Below are 14,755 nucleotides of genomic sequence, written 5' to 3'. Positions count from 1 at the left end.
AAGACCGGCGGGCCGCTGTGGCGTGCGGCGCCGTCAGGGGGTCCGGAGGGCGAGTCCCGCCTTCTCGGCCGCGTCGAAGGAGTCGTCCACCGCGACGACGTCCCGGCCCGCGGCGTCCAGCAGGGAGGCGGCGATCGCGGCGCGCATGCCTCCCGCGCAGTGCACCCACACCTCGCCGTCGGGAACCTCGCCGAGGCGGCCGTGCAGGGTGTGGATCGGGATGTGGACCGAGCCGTCGACATATCCGCCGGCCCGCTCCGACGCCCGGCGCACGTCCAGGACGACGATGTCGGCGGACCGCGCGGCCAGGTCGGCGAAGGTGCCCCTCGGGAAGGAAGCCGGCGCCTCGCCCGGGCGCACCCAGTCGGCCGGGCCACCCGTGGCCGCGGCGGCCGGGCGGTCGATGCCCACCCGCACCAACTCGCGCTGGGCGGCCGCGAGTTGTTCGGGCGACTCGGCGAGCAGGGTGACCGGCTTGCCCCAGGGGATCAACCAGGCCAGATACGTGGCGAGCTGCCCCCCGGCCTCGAAGTTGAAGGAGCCCGCGAGGTGCCCTTCGGCGAACGCGATGCGATTGCGCAGGTCCACCACCCACTCCCCCGCCGCCAGCCGCGCGGCGATCTCGTCGGCGTCGGCGACGGCGGGCGGGGTCAGGTCGACGGGCGCGGGTCCGCCGGCGTTGGCCGGGCCCATGTGCGTGTAGTAGGCGGGGACGTCGTCCAGGCCGGCCAGCAGCTCGGCGACGAAGGCGTCCACGTCCCGGGTCAGGGCCTCGTTGGAGACCTTCTCCTTACCGATGGTCGTGTCGCTGCCCTCGGCCTGGGAGGAGGAGCAGAAGCTGCCGAAGCCATGGGTGGGCAGCACGACCGTCTCGTCGGGCAGTTCGGCCGCGAGACGGTGCGCGGAGGCGTGCTGGGCCCGGGCGAGATCCTCGGTCAGCCGGGGCTCGACCAGATCGGGCCGCCCGACGGTGCCGATCAGGAGCGAGCCGCCGGTGAACACCGCGATCGCCGCCCCGCCCTCCTCCAGCACGTAGGAGGTGTGGTGCGGGGTGTGCCCGGGAGTGGCCAGCGCGCGCAGGGTCAGGCCCGCCGCGGAGTCGATCTCCGTGCGGTCGCCGTCACGCACCGGTACGCGCTCGAAGGAGACGCGGGCTCCCGCCGGAACGAGGTAGGCGGCGCCGGTGATGCGAGCGAGTTCCAGACCGCCGGTCACATAGTCGTTGTGCACGTGCGTCTCCACCACGTGGGAGATCCGCACCCCACGCCGGGAGGCCGCCGCGATCATCCGGTCGAGGTCTCGCGGCGGGTCGACCGCGACCGCCGTCCGCTCACCGCTCGCCAGGTAGCTCCGATTGCCGAGCCCCGACACCTCGATCGTGTCGACGAAGAACACGAGGTACTCCCTTCCAGCGAATTTTTACCCCGGGGGGTATGTCTTCGACGGTAGCATGAGTACCCCAGGGGGTATTTCAAAGGGCGGGGAAGGCCCGGGAAACGCCTCACGAGTACCTCGCGCACCGCCGGGCACCCGTCCCGCGCCACGCGAGCCGATCAGAAGGGCAGCCCACTGCCATGCGCTACGACCGCACCGTCCGCCTCGACACCGACTTCGCCACCGCCGTCGCCCGCACCCGCGACGCCCTCGCGGAACAGGGCTTCGGCATCCTCACCGAGATCGACGTGACGGCCACCCTGAAGGCCAAGCTCGACCACGACATGGAGGACTACGTCATCCTCGGCGCCTGCAACCCGCCCCTCGCCCACCGCGCCCTGGAGACCGACCGCAGCATGGGCCTGCTGCTGCCCTGCAACGTGATCGTCCGCCGCGACGGCGACGACACGGTCGTCCAGGCCCTCGACCCGAACACGATGGTCGCCCTCACGGAACTCGACGCACTGCGCCCCGTCGCCGAAGAGGCCACCCGCCGCCTCGACGCCGCCCTCGCCTCCCTCACATCCGCCGACGAGAAGGGCTGACGGCACCCCGCGCGACCGAATACGTCCGATACCGGCCCATGCATACGCCGACTGCGAGGACGGTCGCCCCGGCGCCCCTCGATCCCGGTCCGACCCACGTCGTCGGCGACGCCCCTGCGAGATCGCCGGTGCCACGGCCCGAGTCGCTCTCCCCGAGCAGCCCGCGAGGCGATCCTCGAACGGTCGGACACCACGGCCTCCGGCCCGCGGTCTCGACACAGAAGATGTGAACTACCTCAACTGCCCAGCCATGGCCAGGACTTACTTGAGCACCACTCAAGGGCCCTCGCGGACGTCCATGAACTCGTTGGGGTACCGAGATTTCCAGCTCGGCGTCGGTGACGGCGCGCCGACCGAGGCTGTGCTGATGTCGGCCCCGGGGAATGGCAGTTCCGGGGCGTACCGGATGTTGCGAGAGCGCCGGCTGCCTCGCGAGGCGGCGGGGCAGCCGGCCACGCCACCCGCCTACCACCCGTCTCCTGGATGGCCCTGCCGCCCGGCAGGTCGGTCTCGGCCAGGAACCATCAATCCCGGGCCGTCACGCATCAGCCGTCCCGCCTCAAGACATTTCCGCAGGCCGTGATCACGAAAGGCGACCGCCACCGGCAGCGAAGAATCCGCTGGTCAGCCCCCCGGCCCCTGGCAGCCGACCACCGCCATTCAGTGCCCCGCCAGCGGCTCATCGGCCCGACTGCTCGCCGCGCCGCCCCCATCCGCAAGGCGAATCAGCACGCCACCTCACACCACCCTGACCAGCGGCAATACGTTCGACAACCTAAAAGGGTGCGGATTCGACCCGGATTCGCCCCCGAGGGCCCCAGACTCCAAAACGAACAGCAGTTGACCTGCAGTGATGCTGATTCTTGCCGCTGTACCGAGCATCCGTCGACAGAGGAGTCTCACAATTGAAACTAAGTGGACATTTTTGGGCGATTTGTGCCACGTAGTGAGTAGTCGCGCCCGCCGGCGCCGCCTCTGGCTCCCCCGAGCGCGAACCGCACAGCAGCACCACCCGGCGCTCCACTCTCGCGACTAGGGGCTGACAGAACAGGGCTCTGACCAGGTTCTTTACAGAAGTCCTTCCGCCTGACAGAAGCCGCCTTGCCGAGCCGACACAAGCCTCACGACCCTGATTCCAACCACGGCACGCGGGGCGACGGAGCCCCGCCGACAGGGACGGGAACTGCCATGCCGCACATCACCACTTTCGCCAGGAACCAGTGGTACGTCGCCGCCTACAGCCACGAGGTGGGCCGGGAGTTGCTGGGCCGGACGATCCTCGGGGAGACCCTCGTTTTCTACCGCACCGAGGAGGAGGGGACGCCGGTCGCGCTGCACGACCGCTGTGTGCATCGCCGTTACCCGCTGTCCGAGGCCCCGACGCGGCTGGACGGTGACCGGATCGTGTGCGGGTACCACGGGTTCACGTACGACACGACGGGCACCTGCGTGTACGTGCCGGGGCAGAAGCGCGTGCCGCGTACCGCGCGGGTCGCCTCGTACCCGGTGGTCGAACAGGACTCGCTGGTGTGGGTGTGGATCGGCGACCCGTCGCTGGCGGACCCGCAGAGCATCCCGCGGGCCCGGCACCTCGACTCCCCCGGCTGGGTCACCGTCCGCGGCATGGAGCCGATCGACGCCGACTACGGGCTCCTCGTCGACAACCTGCTCGACCTCTCCCACGAGACGTATCTGCACGGCGGCTACATCGGCACGCCCGAGGTCGCCGAGACGCCGATCACCACGGAGGTCGACGAGGGCGCCGGGATCGTCCGGGTGAGCCGGCACATGGACGACGCCGAATGCCCGCCGTTCTACGCCCGTTCGACCGGCATCGAGGGGCGCATCACCCGCTGGCAGGACATCGAGTACCACGCGCCGTGCCTGTATCTGCTGCACAGCCGGGTCGCCCCGGTGGGTGTGGTGCCCGAGCCTGACGGCAGCGACCCGAACGGCTTCCACACCGAGGTCACGTACGCGATCACCCCGTCCGCCGACGGCAAGGTGTACGACTTCTGGATGGTGTCGCGCGACTGGGCGACGGAGGACGACGAGGTCACCGAGTTCCTGCGGAGCAACAACCACACCGTCGTCATGCAGGACGTCACCGCGCTCAATCTGCTGCAGCGCACCCTCGGCACCGAGCGCACCGGCTACCAGGAGCTGAGCATCAACATCGACACCGGTGGCCTTGCCGCCCGCCGGATCCTCGCCCGGCTGGTGGAGGAGGGCGACAAGCCGGTGGAGAAGGTCCTGTGAGCAGCCCGACCGGCGAGATCTACCGCATCGACTGGCTGCCGGGCACGGACACCCTGCACGGCACCTGTCACTGCGGTCGCGAGCACACCGCGCAGGACCCGGTGGAGATGTGGGAGTGGATGCTCGCCCACCCCCAGGGACACGAGTCGCAAGGAAACAGCTCATGACGGTGCACGAAGCCGAACTCGTCGTCGACGGAATACGGTCCGCGGCCGACGGTGTACGCTCCCTCACCCTGCGCCACCCGCTGGGCGAGCCGCTCCCCTCCTGGGAGCCGGGCGCCCACATCGACGTCCTGCTCGGGCCGGACCTGGAGCGCCAGTACTCGCTGTGCGGCGATCCCGCGGACCGTTCCGCCTGGCGGATCGCCGTCCTGAGGGAATCGGAGGGGCGCGGCGGATCGGCGTATGTGCACGAGCAGTTGGGGCAGGGCGACAAGGTCCGGGTGCGCGGTCCGCGCAACCACTTCGCCCTGCGTCCCGCTGCCCGCTACCGCTTCGTCGCGGGCGGCATCGGCATCACCCCGATCCTGCCGATGCTGGCGGCGGCGGAAGCGGCGGGCGCCGAGTGGACGCTGCTCTACGGCGGACGGACCCGCGACTCCATGGCGTTCACCGGGGAGTTGGCCGGGTACGGGGACCGGGTCACCGTCGCTCCCCAGGACGAGACCGGGCTGCTCGATCTCGGCTCCGTGCTCGACGACCTCCCCGAGGGCACCCTCGTCTACTGCTGCGGCCCCGGCCCGCTGCTCGACGCCGTGGAGGCGCGCTGCCCGTCCGGTGCCCTGCATGTCGAGAGATTCCAGGCCAAGGCCCAACCGACGGGCGAGGACTCCGAGTTCGACGTCGAGCTGGCGCAGAGCGGCCGTACGCTGACCGTCTCGCCCGGCGTCTCCGTCCTCGACACCGTGCGCGCCGCCGGAGTCGAGGTGCTCTGGTCCTGCACCGAGGGCACCTGCGGCACCTGTGAGACCGACGTGCTCGAGGGCACACCGGACCATCGCGACTCCGTGCTCACGGCCGAGGAACGGGAGGCCGGGGAGACGATGATGATCTGCGTGTCGCGGTGCAGGGGGAAGAGGCTCGTCCTGGATCTGTGAGCCGGCGGTCCCAGACCGGCGGGGAAAACTGTCAACAATTTCGTCAGCCAAAACCATTGACCCCGCCGGACGGCACGATCTACGTTCCCTGCACGCCAATTGAGCACTACTGTGCGGTGTGCGCACAGCCTGTCGGAACACCGTTGTCTCTGCACAGGGGGAGCCATGCGTCGTCTGTTCGCCGGTCTCGCGGCCGGCACCTTCCTGCTCGCCGCCGCGGCCTGTGGCTCGTCCGACGACTCCGGCTCGTCCGGCGGGAGTTCGTCGTCCGGCGGGGTCACGACCGTCAAACTGGGCCTCATCCCGATCGTCGACGTAGCGCCCGTCTACCTCGGCGTGAAAAAGGGGTTCTACGAGAAGCACGGCCTGAAGCTGTCCATCACCACCGCGCAGGGCGGCGCGGCGATCGTGCCCGGAGTCGTCAGCGGGCAGTTCCAGTTCGGCTTCAGCAACATGACGTCGTTGATGGTCGCCCAGTCCAACAGCGTTCCCGTGAAGGCCGTTTCGAACGGCATCGCCTCAACGGGAGTGCAGGGCAAGGACTTCGGGGCGATCACCGTGAAGAAGGGCAGCCCGATCAAGTCCGCGAAGGACCTGGAGGGCAAGAAGGTCGCCATCAACACCCTCAAGAACATCAACGAGACCGCCGTGCGCGAGTCGGTGCGCAAGGCGGGCGGCGACCCGGACGCGGTGAAGTTCGTGGAACTCGCCTTCGACCAGATGCCGGCCGCCCTGGACAGCGGGCAGATCGACGCCGCGATGGTGGTCGAGCCGGCGCTCGCGACCGTGAAGAGCCAGGGCGGGGTGGAGATCGCCTCACCGCTGGTGGACGTGGCGCCGAACCTCACCGTCGCCATGTACTTCACCTCGACGCAGTACGAGCAGAAGAACCCGGACGTGGTGAAGAAGTTCCAGGAGGCCACGGCGGAGTCCCTCGCCTACGCCGACTCCCACCCCGACGAGGTCCGGCAGATCGTCACCACGTACACCAAGATCCCGGCGTCGGTGCTGGCGCAGGTCACCCTGCCCAAGTGGCCCGCCGAGGCCAACCGCTCGTCCATCGAGGCGCTGGAGAAGCTGGGCGAGCAGGACAAGCTCTTCAAGACGATCCCGGACCTGGACAAGCTGCTGCCGTGAGGGGCGGGAACGTCGTACTCGGTGCGGCAGGGCTCGCGGCCTTCCTCGCCCTGGGCGAGGCGGTGCCGCGGCTCGGCCTGGTCAAGGAGGCCTACTTCCCGCCCACGAGCCGGATCGCCGGCGCCCTCGGCGACGAACTCGCCGAGGGCGCGTTCTGGACGGCGCTCGGCGACACGCTCACCGGCTGGGCGCTCGGCCTGGCCCTCGCCGTCGGCGCGGGCGTCGTGGCGGGCGTGGTCGTCTCCGTCGTGCCGTATCTGCGGGAGGCGACGGCCTCCACGATCGAGTTCCTGCGCCCCATCCCGTCCGTCGCCCTGATCCCGCTCGCGGTCCTCCTGTACGGCACCGAACTCCGCTCGGTCCTCCTGCTCGTCGTCTACGCCGCCTTCTGGCAGGTCCTCATCCAGGTCCTGTACGGCATCCAGGACGTCGACCCGGTCGCCGAGGAGACCGCCCGCTCCTACGGCCTCGACACCTGGGCGCGGATCCGCCACGTCCTGTGGCCGACCGCGCTGCCGTACGTCATGACCGGTGTCCGGCTCGCCGCGGCCGTCGCGCTGATCCTCTCCATCACCGCCGAACTCGTCATCGGGGCACCGGGGTTGGGTGCGCGCATCGCGGTCGCGCAGACCTCGCAGGCGGTACCCGAGATGTACGCGCTCATCGTCGTCACCGGGCTGCTCGGGCTGCTGATCAACGTGGGCGCGCGGACCGTGGAGCGGCGGGCGCTGGCCTGGCACCAGTCGGTGCGCGGGGAGGTGGCGGTGTGAGACGCCTGCTGCTGCGACCGCTGTTCGCCCTCGCGCTGCCGGCCGTGCTGGTCACCGTATGGTGGCTGGCCTCCGACGGCAGCACCAACGTGTACTGGCCGCCCCTGCGCACGATCCTGAAGGCCTTCCCGGACGTGTGGACCGGCGAGCGGCTGCGCACGGACGTGCGGCCGAGCGTGCTGCGGCTCGCGGGCGGCTACGCGACGGCGGCGGTCGCCGGGATCGCGCTGGGCACGGTCATCGGGTCGTACCGGCGGGTGCGGGCCGTGTGCGAGCCGGTCCTGGAGTTCCTGCGGGCGGTGCCGCCGCCGGTGCTGGTCCCGGTGATCATGCTGTTCGCGGGCATCGGCGACACCATGAAGATCGTCGTCATCGCGAGCGGCTGTGTGTGGCCGGTGCTGCTCAACACGGTCGAGGGCGTACGGGCGGTGGACCCGGTGATGGCGGAGACGGCCCGGTCGTACGGCATCACGGGCGTCGCCCGGCTGCGCTCGGTCGTCCTCAGGTCGGCGAGCCCGCAGATCTTCGCGGGCCTGCGCCAGGCGCTCTCCATCGGGATCATCCTGATGGTGATCAGCGAGATGTTCGCCGCGAGCAACGGGCTCGGCTTCACCATCGTGCAGTTCCAACGGGGCTTCGCCATCCCCGACATGTGGACCGGCATCCTGCTGCTCGGCCTGCTGGGCTTCGTCCTGTCGGTCCTCTTCCAGATGGTCGAGCGGCGCGTGCTCGGCTGGTACCACGGTCTGCGCGCATCCACCCGGCGGTCCCCGTGACCCGGGTGCCCCTCACGAAAGGGCGGTCCATGCTCGACGTACGCGGCCTGAGGAAGGTCTACGAGGGGAAAGGGCGCCGGGTCGAGGCGGTGCGCGACCTGACGTTCACCGTCGAGGCGGGCGAACTCGTGTGTCTCGTCGGCCCGTCGGGCTGCGGCAAGACGACCCTGCTGAAGTGCATGGGCGGACTGCTGGCACCGACCTCCGGTGAAGTGCTGCTGGAGGGACGGAAGGTGACCGGTCCGCCGCCCGGGATGGCGTTCGTGTTCCAGGAGTACGGTCGGAGTCTCTTCCCGTGGATGCGGGTCGGTGCGAACGTCGAACTGCCGCTGAAGCAGAAGGGGTTGCCCAGGCAGCGGCGGCGGGAGCTGGTGGCCGACGCGCTGGAGTCGGTCGGGCTCGCGGACGCCGCCGGGGCGTATCCCTGGCAGCTGTCCGGCGGGATGCAGCAACGGGTCGCGATCGCCCGGGCGCTCGCCTACGAGCCTCGCGTCCTGCTGATGGACGAGCCGTTCGCGGCCGTGGACGCCCAGACCCGCGCCGATCTGGAGGACCTCGTCCGCGGCCTGTGGCGGGAGCGCGGCATCACGATCCTGTTCGTCACCCACGACATCGACGAGGCCGTCTACCTGGGCGAGCGCGTGGTCGTGCTGTCCGCCTCCCCCACCGTCGTCCAGGAGCAGCTGAAGGTCGATCTCCCCGCCGAGCGCGACCAGTTGCACACCCGGGTCGCCCCGCGCTTCGCCGAGCTGCGCACCCATGTGTACGAGCAGATCCAGGCCGCGAAACGCGGAACGCTTGAGCCCCGGGACGCCGTCCCGGGGAAGGAGTCCTAGATCCGGCTCTCCGTCGCCGTGTCGGCCGACAGTCGCTGGGCGACGTAGATCGGGATCACGGAGAGCAGGACGAGCACCGCCGCCACCACGTTCACCACCGGCGCCTGCTGCGGCCGGGTCATGTTGTTGAAGATCCAGATGGGCAGGGTCTGGACGCCGGCGCCCGCCGTGAACGTGGTCACCACGATCTCGTCGAAGGACAGCGCGAACGCGAGCAGTCCGCCCGCCAGCAGCGCCGAGCGCACCAGCGGGAAGGTGACGTCGACGAAGGCGCGGAAGGTGTTCGCGCCGAGGTCCATCGCCGCCTCCTCGTACGAGCCGGAGGTCCGGCGCAGTCGCGCGACCACGTTGTTGAAGACGACGACGATGCAGAAGGTGGCGTGCCCGACCACCACGGTGAACAGACCGAGCCCCACCCCGAGCGGCTCGAGCACCGTGCCGAACGCGGAGTTGAGCGCGATGCCCGTGACGATGCCGGGCAGCGCGATCGGCAGGACGACCACGAAGGAGATGGCGTCCCGGCCGAAGAACCGGTACCGGGCGACGGCGAAGGCGATCAGTGTGCCGAGGACGAGCGCGATGGCGGTGGCGCCGAGGCCCGCCCTCACCGAGGTCCACACCGCCTCCCGCGCCCCGGCGTTCTGCCAGGCGACCGACCACCAGTGCACGGTGAGACCGGGCGGCGGCCAGCTCGCGCTGCGGTCCGGGTTCAGGGAGTTGACGAGGACCAGCAGCAGCGGGACGTAGATCACCGCGAAGCCGAACCCGGCGGCCACGCGCAGGGCGATGCGCGCGGAGCGGGAGAGCCGCATGACGTACCCCTCCCTTCTAGAGGCTGCTGAGCGCGCCCGTGCGGCGCATCGCGAGCAGGTACAGCACGATGACCACCACCGGGACGGTGCCGAGCGCGGCGGCCATGGGCAGGTTGAGTTCGATGTTGGAGTAGACGAGGTTGCCGATCAGCTGGGTCTTGCCGCCGACGATCTGCACGGTGATGTAGTCGCCGAGACTCAGCGAGAAGGTGAAGATCGACCCGGCCGCCACGGACGGCAGCACCATCGGCAGCACCACCGACCGGAAGGTCCGCCACGACCGTGCCCCCAGGTCCGCCGACGCGTCGAGCAGCCCGCCCGGCAACTGCTCCAGCGCGGTGTGGATCGGCAGGATCATGTACGGCAGCCAGAGGTACGTCAGGGTCAGGATCGCAGCGGCCAGTCCGAACCCCGGCCCGCCCAGACCGAACGGCCGCAGCATCCAGTCGGCGAGCCCGCCCTCGGACAGGATCAGCCGCCAGGCGTACACCTTGACCAGGTAACTCGCCCACAGTGGGGTGAGGATGGCGACCACCAGGAGCGGCCGCCACCGGGGTCGTGCGACCCGCGCGGTGTAGAAGGCGACGGGGAAGGCGATCACCGCGCACAGGGCGGTCACCGCCAGGGCCACGCCGACGCTGCGCAGGATCACCTGCCGGTAGACGGGAGTGGTGAACAGCGCGTGGAAGTTGTCCGTCGACCAGACCCGCACCACCTCGGAGGTGAAGGAGTTGGTCGTCCAGAACGCGGAGACGAACAGCACGGTCAGTGAACCGAGGTACAGCATCACCAGCCACAGCAGCGGGGCGGTCAGCAGCAGGGCCAGCCGGAGCCGGGGCCGGCGGTGCAGGGCCCCGGCCAGCCGCCGGACGGTGCCCCGCCCGGCGGCCTCGGACGTCAGGGCGGTCATCCGGTCAGCCCTTGATCTCGGTCCAGGCCTGCACCCACCGGGCGTAGGGCACGCATGTGACGTCCGTCCGCCCGTCCAGGCACTGCTCGATGGGCGTGTTCCAGAACGCGATGTCCTTCCAGTAGTCCTCGTCGTCCGCGTGGTACGTCGCGCAGAAGTTCTTGTCGCTGGTCAGGGCGCACGCCTTGGAGTTGGCGGGCGCCTCGCCGAAGTACTCCGCGACCTGCGCGTTGGCCTCGGGGGAAACGATCCAGTCGAGCCACTTGTACGCACAGTTCGGATGCTTGGCTTTTGCATACACCATCCAGGTGTCGGACCACCCGGTCGAGCCCTCCTCCGGCACGAAGGCCTTGACCGGGGCGCCCTCGTCGGCCGCGAGACTGGCGATGACCTGCCAGGTGGTGCCGACCACCGAGTCGCCGCTCTTGAAGGCGGAGATCTCCTTGAGGTAGTCGCTCCAGTACTCCCCGATGTTCGCGTTCTGCTTCTTCAGCAGGGCCACGGCGGCGTCGAACTGCTTCTGGTCGAGGGCGTACGGGTCCTCGATGCCGAGGTCCGGCTGGGTGGCCTTGAGATACAGCGCGGCATCGGCGATGTAGATCGGCGAGTCGTAGGCGGTCACATGTCCCTTGTACTTCCCCGCGTCGTCGAAGACGGCGGACCAGGAGGTGGGCGCGGGGGTGACCTTCTCGGTGTTGTACATCAGCAGGTTGGCGCCGCGGCCGTGCGGGATGCCGTACATCTGGCCGTCGACGGAGTTCCAGGACCCGTCCTTCAGTCCGTCGAAGACGTCCTGGTAGTTGGGGACGAGGTCGGTGTTGACGGGGGCCGCGTCGCCGGAGGCGATCAGCCGCAGCGAGGCGTCTCCGGAGGCGGAGACGGCGTCGTACTCGCCGGTCTTCATCAGCTTGACCATCTCGTCGGAGCTGGCGGCGACCTTGGAGTTGACCTGGCAGCCGGTCTGTTTCTCGAAGTCGGTCACCCAGTCGACCTTCGGGTCGTTGGAGCCGTCCTCGACGTAGCCGGCCCAGGCGATCAGGTTGACCTGGCCCTCGGTCTTGCCGAGCGCGGTCGGCGTCGCGAGGTCGGGGGGATTGAGCTGGGAGGCGGACGACGAGCCGTTGTCGGAGTCGGAGGAGCCGCAGGCGGTGGCGGCGACGAGCAGTGCGGCGGCGGCCGCGGCCTGGAGTGTTCTGGTGAGGCTCACGACGTACTCCATGGGTGAGTGCCTGACGGGGACGGTCAGCGGGGGTCGGGGACCGCGACGGCGTGCCGGTGGTGCCATCGCAGCCGCACCCGGGTGCCGCGGTAGGCGGCGACGTCCTCGGAGGAGGTCTCCAGGTTCTGCTGGAGGGCGGTGAGACGGCCGCCCTCGTCGAGGTCGACCAGGAAGCGGGTGACGTCACCCAGATAGACGACCTCGGCGACGGTGCCGGCGGCGGAGGCGTGACCGGGTACGTCGGTCTCGGCGGACTCCTTCAGGACGCGGATCTTCTCGGGGCGGATGCTGTAGGTGCCGGGGGTGCCGACGATCCGGTGGGCGGACTCCCCCTCCAGCAGGTTGGACGTACCGACGAACGAGGCGACGAAGGGGCTCGCGGGCCGCTCGTAGATCTCCGCGGGGGTACCGACCTGCTCGATGCGGCCCCCGTGGAAGACGGCGATGCGGTCGCTCATCGTGAGGGCCTCCTCCTGGTCGTGGGTGACGAAGACGAAGGTGATGCCGACCTCGCGCTGGAGGTCCTTCAGCTCCACCTGCATCTCCTCCCGCAGCTTGAGGTCCAGGGCGCCGAGCGGCTCGTCGAGCAGCAGCACCCGGGGGCGGCCGACGAGGGCGCGGGCGAGGGCGACGCGCTGGCGCTGACCGCCGGAGAGCTGGGCGGGGCGGCGCTTGCCGAAGCCCTCGAGACGCACCTCGGCGAGGGCCTTGCGGGCCCGGACCAGCCGCTCGGCCTTGGGCACCCTGCGGACCTTGAGGGAGTAGGCGACGTTCTGCTCGACGGTCATATGGGGGAAGAGGGCGTAGTCCTGGAAGACGGTGTGGACGTCCCGCTCGAACGGGGCCAATCCGGTGACCTCCTGCCCGGCGAGTTCGATCCGGCCCCGGTCGGGGGACTCGAACCCGGCGATCAGGCGCAGCACGGTGGTCTTGCCCGAGCCGGAGGGGCCGAGCATCGAGAAGAACTCCCCGTCCCGGATCTCCAGGTCGACCCCGGCCACGGCGGTCGTCTCCCCGAACGACTTCCGCAGGTCCTGCAGCCGGATCGCAATCCCCTCCATGGCGGGAACCTTTCTGGCGCTCTCGAGCGTTGACCGGTCGAGCAAAAACATATGAAGTCATAGTTCAAAGCTCAAGGCCCCCTTAGGGTAAAGCTTGAGTCAACGCACAGGGTGGTGGCCGTGAGGGAGCAGCAGGCGGGTGCCGGAGCCCGCAGAGCCATCTTCGCGCCGGTCGACAGCGGGGCGCGAGTGGAGGCCGTGGTGCGCCGGCTCGGTGACGCCATCGACCTCGGCCTGCTCGCCGACGGGGAACAGCTGCCCGGCGAGACCGAGCTGGCCGGACGGCTCGGGGTGTCCACGGTGACCCTGCGGGAGGCACTGATGGCGCTGCGTCAGCAGGGTCTGGTCACCACCCGCCGGGGCCGCGGCGGCGGCAGCTTCGTCTCCCAGCCCGAGGTGCCCGCCGAGGACCGGCTCCGGAGCCGGCTGCGCGGCTGGAGCACCGAGGAGCTGCGCGACCTCGGCGACCACTGGGCCGCCCTGTCCGGCGCCGCCGCCCGCCTCGCCGCCGACCGCACCGAAGCCGACGACCTGCTTCAACTGTGGCGTACGGTCGACGAGTTGACGCAGGCTCAGGACTCGGCGGCGCGCAGCCGGGTGTACGGCCGCTTCCATGTGGAGCTGGCGGCGGCCGCGCAGTCCGCCCGGCTGACCCGCGAACAGGTCGCCCTGCAGACCGAGGTCGGGGCGCTGCTCTGCCTCGTGTTCGGGGACGACACATACCGTGAAGAAGTCGCGGACCGTCACCGCTCCGTAATCTCCGCCGTGCAAGATGGGGCGCACGAATCGGCCGGTGCGCTGGCCGAGCGGTGCGTCCGGGAGTCGACGGCACGGCTCATCGCCCTGCGTCTGACCCTGTAGCCGCACCGCGCCCGGTCCGTCCGCTGGAGGGCGCCATGAGCAGCAGCCCCGTCGTCGTCGGTGCGCCGGCCGGACCGCTCGGCTCGGCCGCCGAGGAGCGTGTGGCGGCGGCGGTGGGCGGCGCCCTCGAAGCGGTGTTCGCCGCCGTCGCCGAGACCCGCGCCGACACGGCCGCGCTGCTGGCACGGGTGGCCGCCGAGGGCCGCCGGCCCGTCACCGCCGACCTGGCCGCCCTGCGCCCCGGACTCCATCTGCGGCTCGCACGCGAGGAGTTGGTCTCCGGCGTCGGCTTCGTAGCCGCGCCGGGCCTGCTGACGGACGTACCGGCCTGGCTGGAGTGGTGGCAGACGGGCGCCGACGGCGACGTACGGCCGCTGCTGCCGGACCTCGATCCGGGCCGGTCGGCGTACTCGGACTACACCCACTGGGACTGGTTCACGCTGCCCCGGGAGACCGGGCGGCGGGCGGTGGCCGGGCCGTACGTGGACTACCTCTGCTCCGACGAGTACAGCCTGACGCTCTCCGCGCCGGTGGAGGCGGGGGGCCGGTTCGTGGGGGTGGCCGCGGCGGATGTGTACCTGCGGCACTTCGAGGCCGCCGTGCTGCCGCTGCTGCGGACCCTGCCGCGCCCCGCGTACCTGGTCAACGCGCGCGGGCGGGTGGCAGCGTCGGCGGACCCGGGGCGGCTGGCGGGATCGCTGGCGAAGGGGCCGGACTTCGCCGCCGTACTGGACGGGGCGGGGTCCGCCGGGGCCGACGGGAGGCGGCTGGTGCCGTGCGGGAGCGTGCCGCTGGTCCTGGTGACGGCCGGGCGGTGAGATGCGCGGCCGCGGCGCGCGAGGGTGGGTGTCGTCCCTGACCAGGGCGCCGTCGGCGACCTGAACGCCGACGGTGCCCGGTCAGGCCCGGGGGGCGGGGACCACGCTCAGGTGGCCCGCGCCGCGCCGGGTGGTGCGGGTTCTGCGGGGCGCGGGCGCCGGCCGGGGCTCGCGCAGCACCATCGTCAGCCGCGTGTACCCCATGTCCCGCAGGGTCC

15 protein-coding genes and 1 pseudogene are annotated in these 14,755 nt (G+C 70.7%); 10 read left to right on the top strand and 6 right to left on the bottom strand.

Annotated features, from left to right (window positions below; translation table 11 throughout):
- Positions 1 to 33: 33 nt before the first annotated feature.
- The gene (locus ACIRF9_RS50930; protein WP_403837250.1) at positions 34 to 1,395 is read right to left on the bottom strand and encodes a rhodanese-like domain-containing protein; all 1,362 of its coding nucleotides are present in this window, start codon (positions 1,393 to 1,395) and stop codon (positions 34 to 36) included.
- A 179-nt stretch (positions 1,396 to 1,574) separates the two neighbouring features.
- Here ACIRF9_RS50930 and ACIRF9_RS50925 point away from each other — a divergent pair, with 179 nt between their 5' ends.
- Entirely contained in the window at positions 1,575 to 1,979 is a 405-nt protein-coding gene (locus tag ACIRF9_RS50925) for a DUF302 domain-containing protein (RefSeq protein WP_403837249.1), read from the top strand.
- 279 nt (positions 1,980 to 2,258) lie between these two features.
- On the opposite strand, the pseudogene ACIRF9_RS50920 reads toward ACIRF9_RS50925, so the two are convergent.
- Positions 2,259 to 2,435: pseudogene (locus ACIRF9_RS50920) on the bottom strand (sugar kinase); the annotation flags it as partial.
- Positions 2,436 to 3,167: 732 nt separating this feature from the next.
- Here ACIRF9_RS50920 and ACIRF9_RS50915 point away from each other — a divergent pair.
- From ACIRF9_RS50915 to ACIRF9_RS50885, 7 genes are all read left to right on the top strand, one after another.
- Positions 3,168 to 4,238, top strand: coding sequence for a Rieske 2Fe-2S domain-containing protein (locus ACIRF9_RS50915; protein ID WP_403837248.1), 1,071 nt, complete (start codon positions 3,168 to 3,170; stop codon positions 4,236 to 4,238).
- Positions 4,235 to 4,405 carry a hypothetical protein gene (locus ACIRF9_RS50910; RefSeq protein WP_403837247.1) on the top strand — a complete coding sequence of 57 codons (171 nt, stop codon included), beginning with the start codon at positions 4,235 to 4,237 and terminating at the stop codon, positions 4,403 to 4,405. The genes ACIRF9_RS50915 and ACIRF9_RS50910 overlap by 4 nt, the downstream gene beginning before the upstream one ends.
- Entirely contained in the window at positions 4,402 to 5,337 is a 936-nt protein-coding gene (locus tag ACIRF9_RS50905) for a PDR/VanB family oxidoreductase (protein ID WP_403837246.1), read from the top strand. The genes ACIRF9_RS50910 and ACIRF9_RS50905 overlap by 4 nt, the downstream gene beginning before the upstream one ends.
- A 165-nt stretch (positions 5,338 to 5,502) precedes the next feature.
- Positions 5,503 to 6,474: an ABC transporter substrate-binding protein gene (locus ACIRF9_RS50900; protein ID WP_403837245.1), complete on the top strand. Its 972-nt coding sequence runs from the start codon at positions 5,503 to 5,505 to the stop codon at positions 6,472 to 6,474.
- Positions 6,471 to 7,244, top strand: a complete 774-nt coding sequence (locus ACIRF9_RS50895; RefSeq protein ID WP_403837244.1) for an ABC transporter permease — start codon at positions 6,471 to 6,473, stop codon at positions 7,242 to 7,244. The genes ACIRF9_RS50900 and ACIRF9_RS50895 overlap by 4 nt, the downstream gene beginning before the upstream one ends.
- On the top strand, positions 7,241 to 8,020 hold the full coding sequence (locus ACIRF9_RS50890) for an ABC transporter permease (protein WP_403837243.1): 780 nt from the start codon (positions 7,241 to 7,243) through the stop codon (positions 8,018 to 8,020). The genes ACIRF9_RS50895 and ACIRF9_RS50890 overlap by 4 nt, the downstream gene beginning before the upstream one ends.
- A 29-nt stretch (positions 8,021 to 8,049) precedes the next feature.
- Positions 8,050 to 8,856 (top strand): ABC transporter ATP-binding protein, encoded by an 807-nt coding sequence (locus tag ACIRF9_RS50885; protein WP_403837242.1) that lies wholly within the window; start codon positions 8,050 to 8,052, stop codon positions 8,854 to 8,856.
- Here the strand turns inward: ACIRF9_RS50885 and ACIRF9_RS50880 are convergent.
- From ACIRF9_RS50880 to ACIRF9_RS50865, 4 genes are read right to left on the bottom strand one after another with little or no spacing between them, the layout of a single operon-like run.
- On the bottom strand, positions 8,853 to 9,668 hold the full coding sequence (locus ACIRF9_RS50880; RefSeq protein ID WP_403837241.1) for an ABC transporter permease: 816 nt from the start codon (positions 9,666 to 9,668) through the stop codon (positions 8,853 to 8,855). The genes ACIRF9_RS50885 and ACIRF9_RS50880 overlap by 4 nt on opposite strands.
- A gap of 16 nt (positions 9,669 to 9,684) precedes the next feature.
- Positions 9,685 to 10,578: an ABC transporter permease gene (locus ACIRF9_RS50875; protein WP_403837240.1), complete on the bottom strand. Its 894-nt coding sequence runs from the start codon at positions 10,576 to 10,578 to the stop codon at positions 9,685 to 9,687.
- A gap of 4 nt (positions 10,579 to 10,582) precedes the next feature.
- Complete coding sequence (locus tag ACIRF9_RS50870; protein WP_403837239.1) at positions 10,583 to 11,785, bottom strand: ABC transporter substrate-binding protein; 1,203 nt, start codon at positions 11,783 to 11,785, stop codon at positions 10,583 to 10,585.
- A gap of 35 nt (positions 11,786 to 11,820) precedes the next feature.
- On the bottom strand, positions 11,821 to 12,858 hold the full coding sequence (locus ACIRF9_RS50865) for an ABC transporter ATP-binding protein (protein ID WP_403837238.1): 1,038 nt from the start codon (positions 12,856 to 12,858) through the stop codon (positions 11,821 to 11,823).
- Between the two features lie 120 nt (positions 12,859 to 12,978).
- On the opposite strand from ACIRF9_RS50865, the gene ACIRF9_RS50860 reads away from it, so the two are divergent.
- Entirely contained in the window at positions 12,979 to 13,719 is a 741-nt protein-coding gene (locus tag ACIRF9_RS50860) for a FadR/GntR family transcriptional regulator (RefSeq protein WP_403837237.1), read from the top strand.
- A gap of 35 nt (positions 13,720 to 13,754) precedes the next feature.
- Positions 13,755 to 14,537 carry a cache domain-containing protein gene (locus ACIRF9_RS50855; protein WP_403837236.1) on the top strand — a complete coding sequence of 261 codons (783 nt, stop codon included), beginning with the start codon at positions 13,755 to 13,757 and terminating at the stop codon, positions 14,535 to 14,537.
- The last annotated feature ends 218 nt before the right edge of the window (positions 14,538 to 14,755 follow it).

The sequence above is a fragment of the Streptomyces sp. NPDC096132 genome, assembly GCF_044763345.1.
Taxonomy (GTDB): domain Bacteria; phylum Actinomycetota; class Actinomycetes; order Streptomycetales; family Streptomycetaceae; genus Streptomyces.
This window is presented reverse-complemented; position numbering and strand designations above follow the sequence as displayed.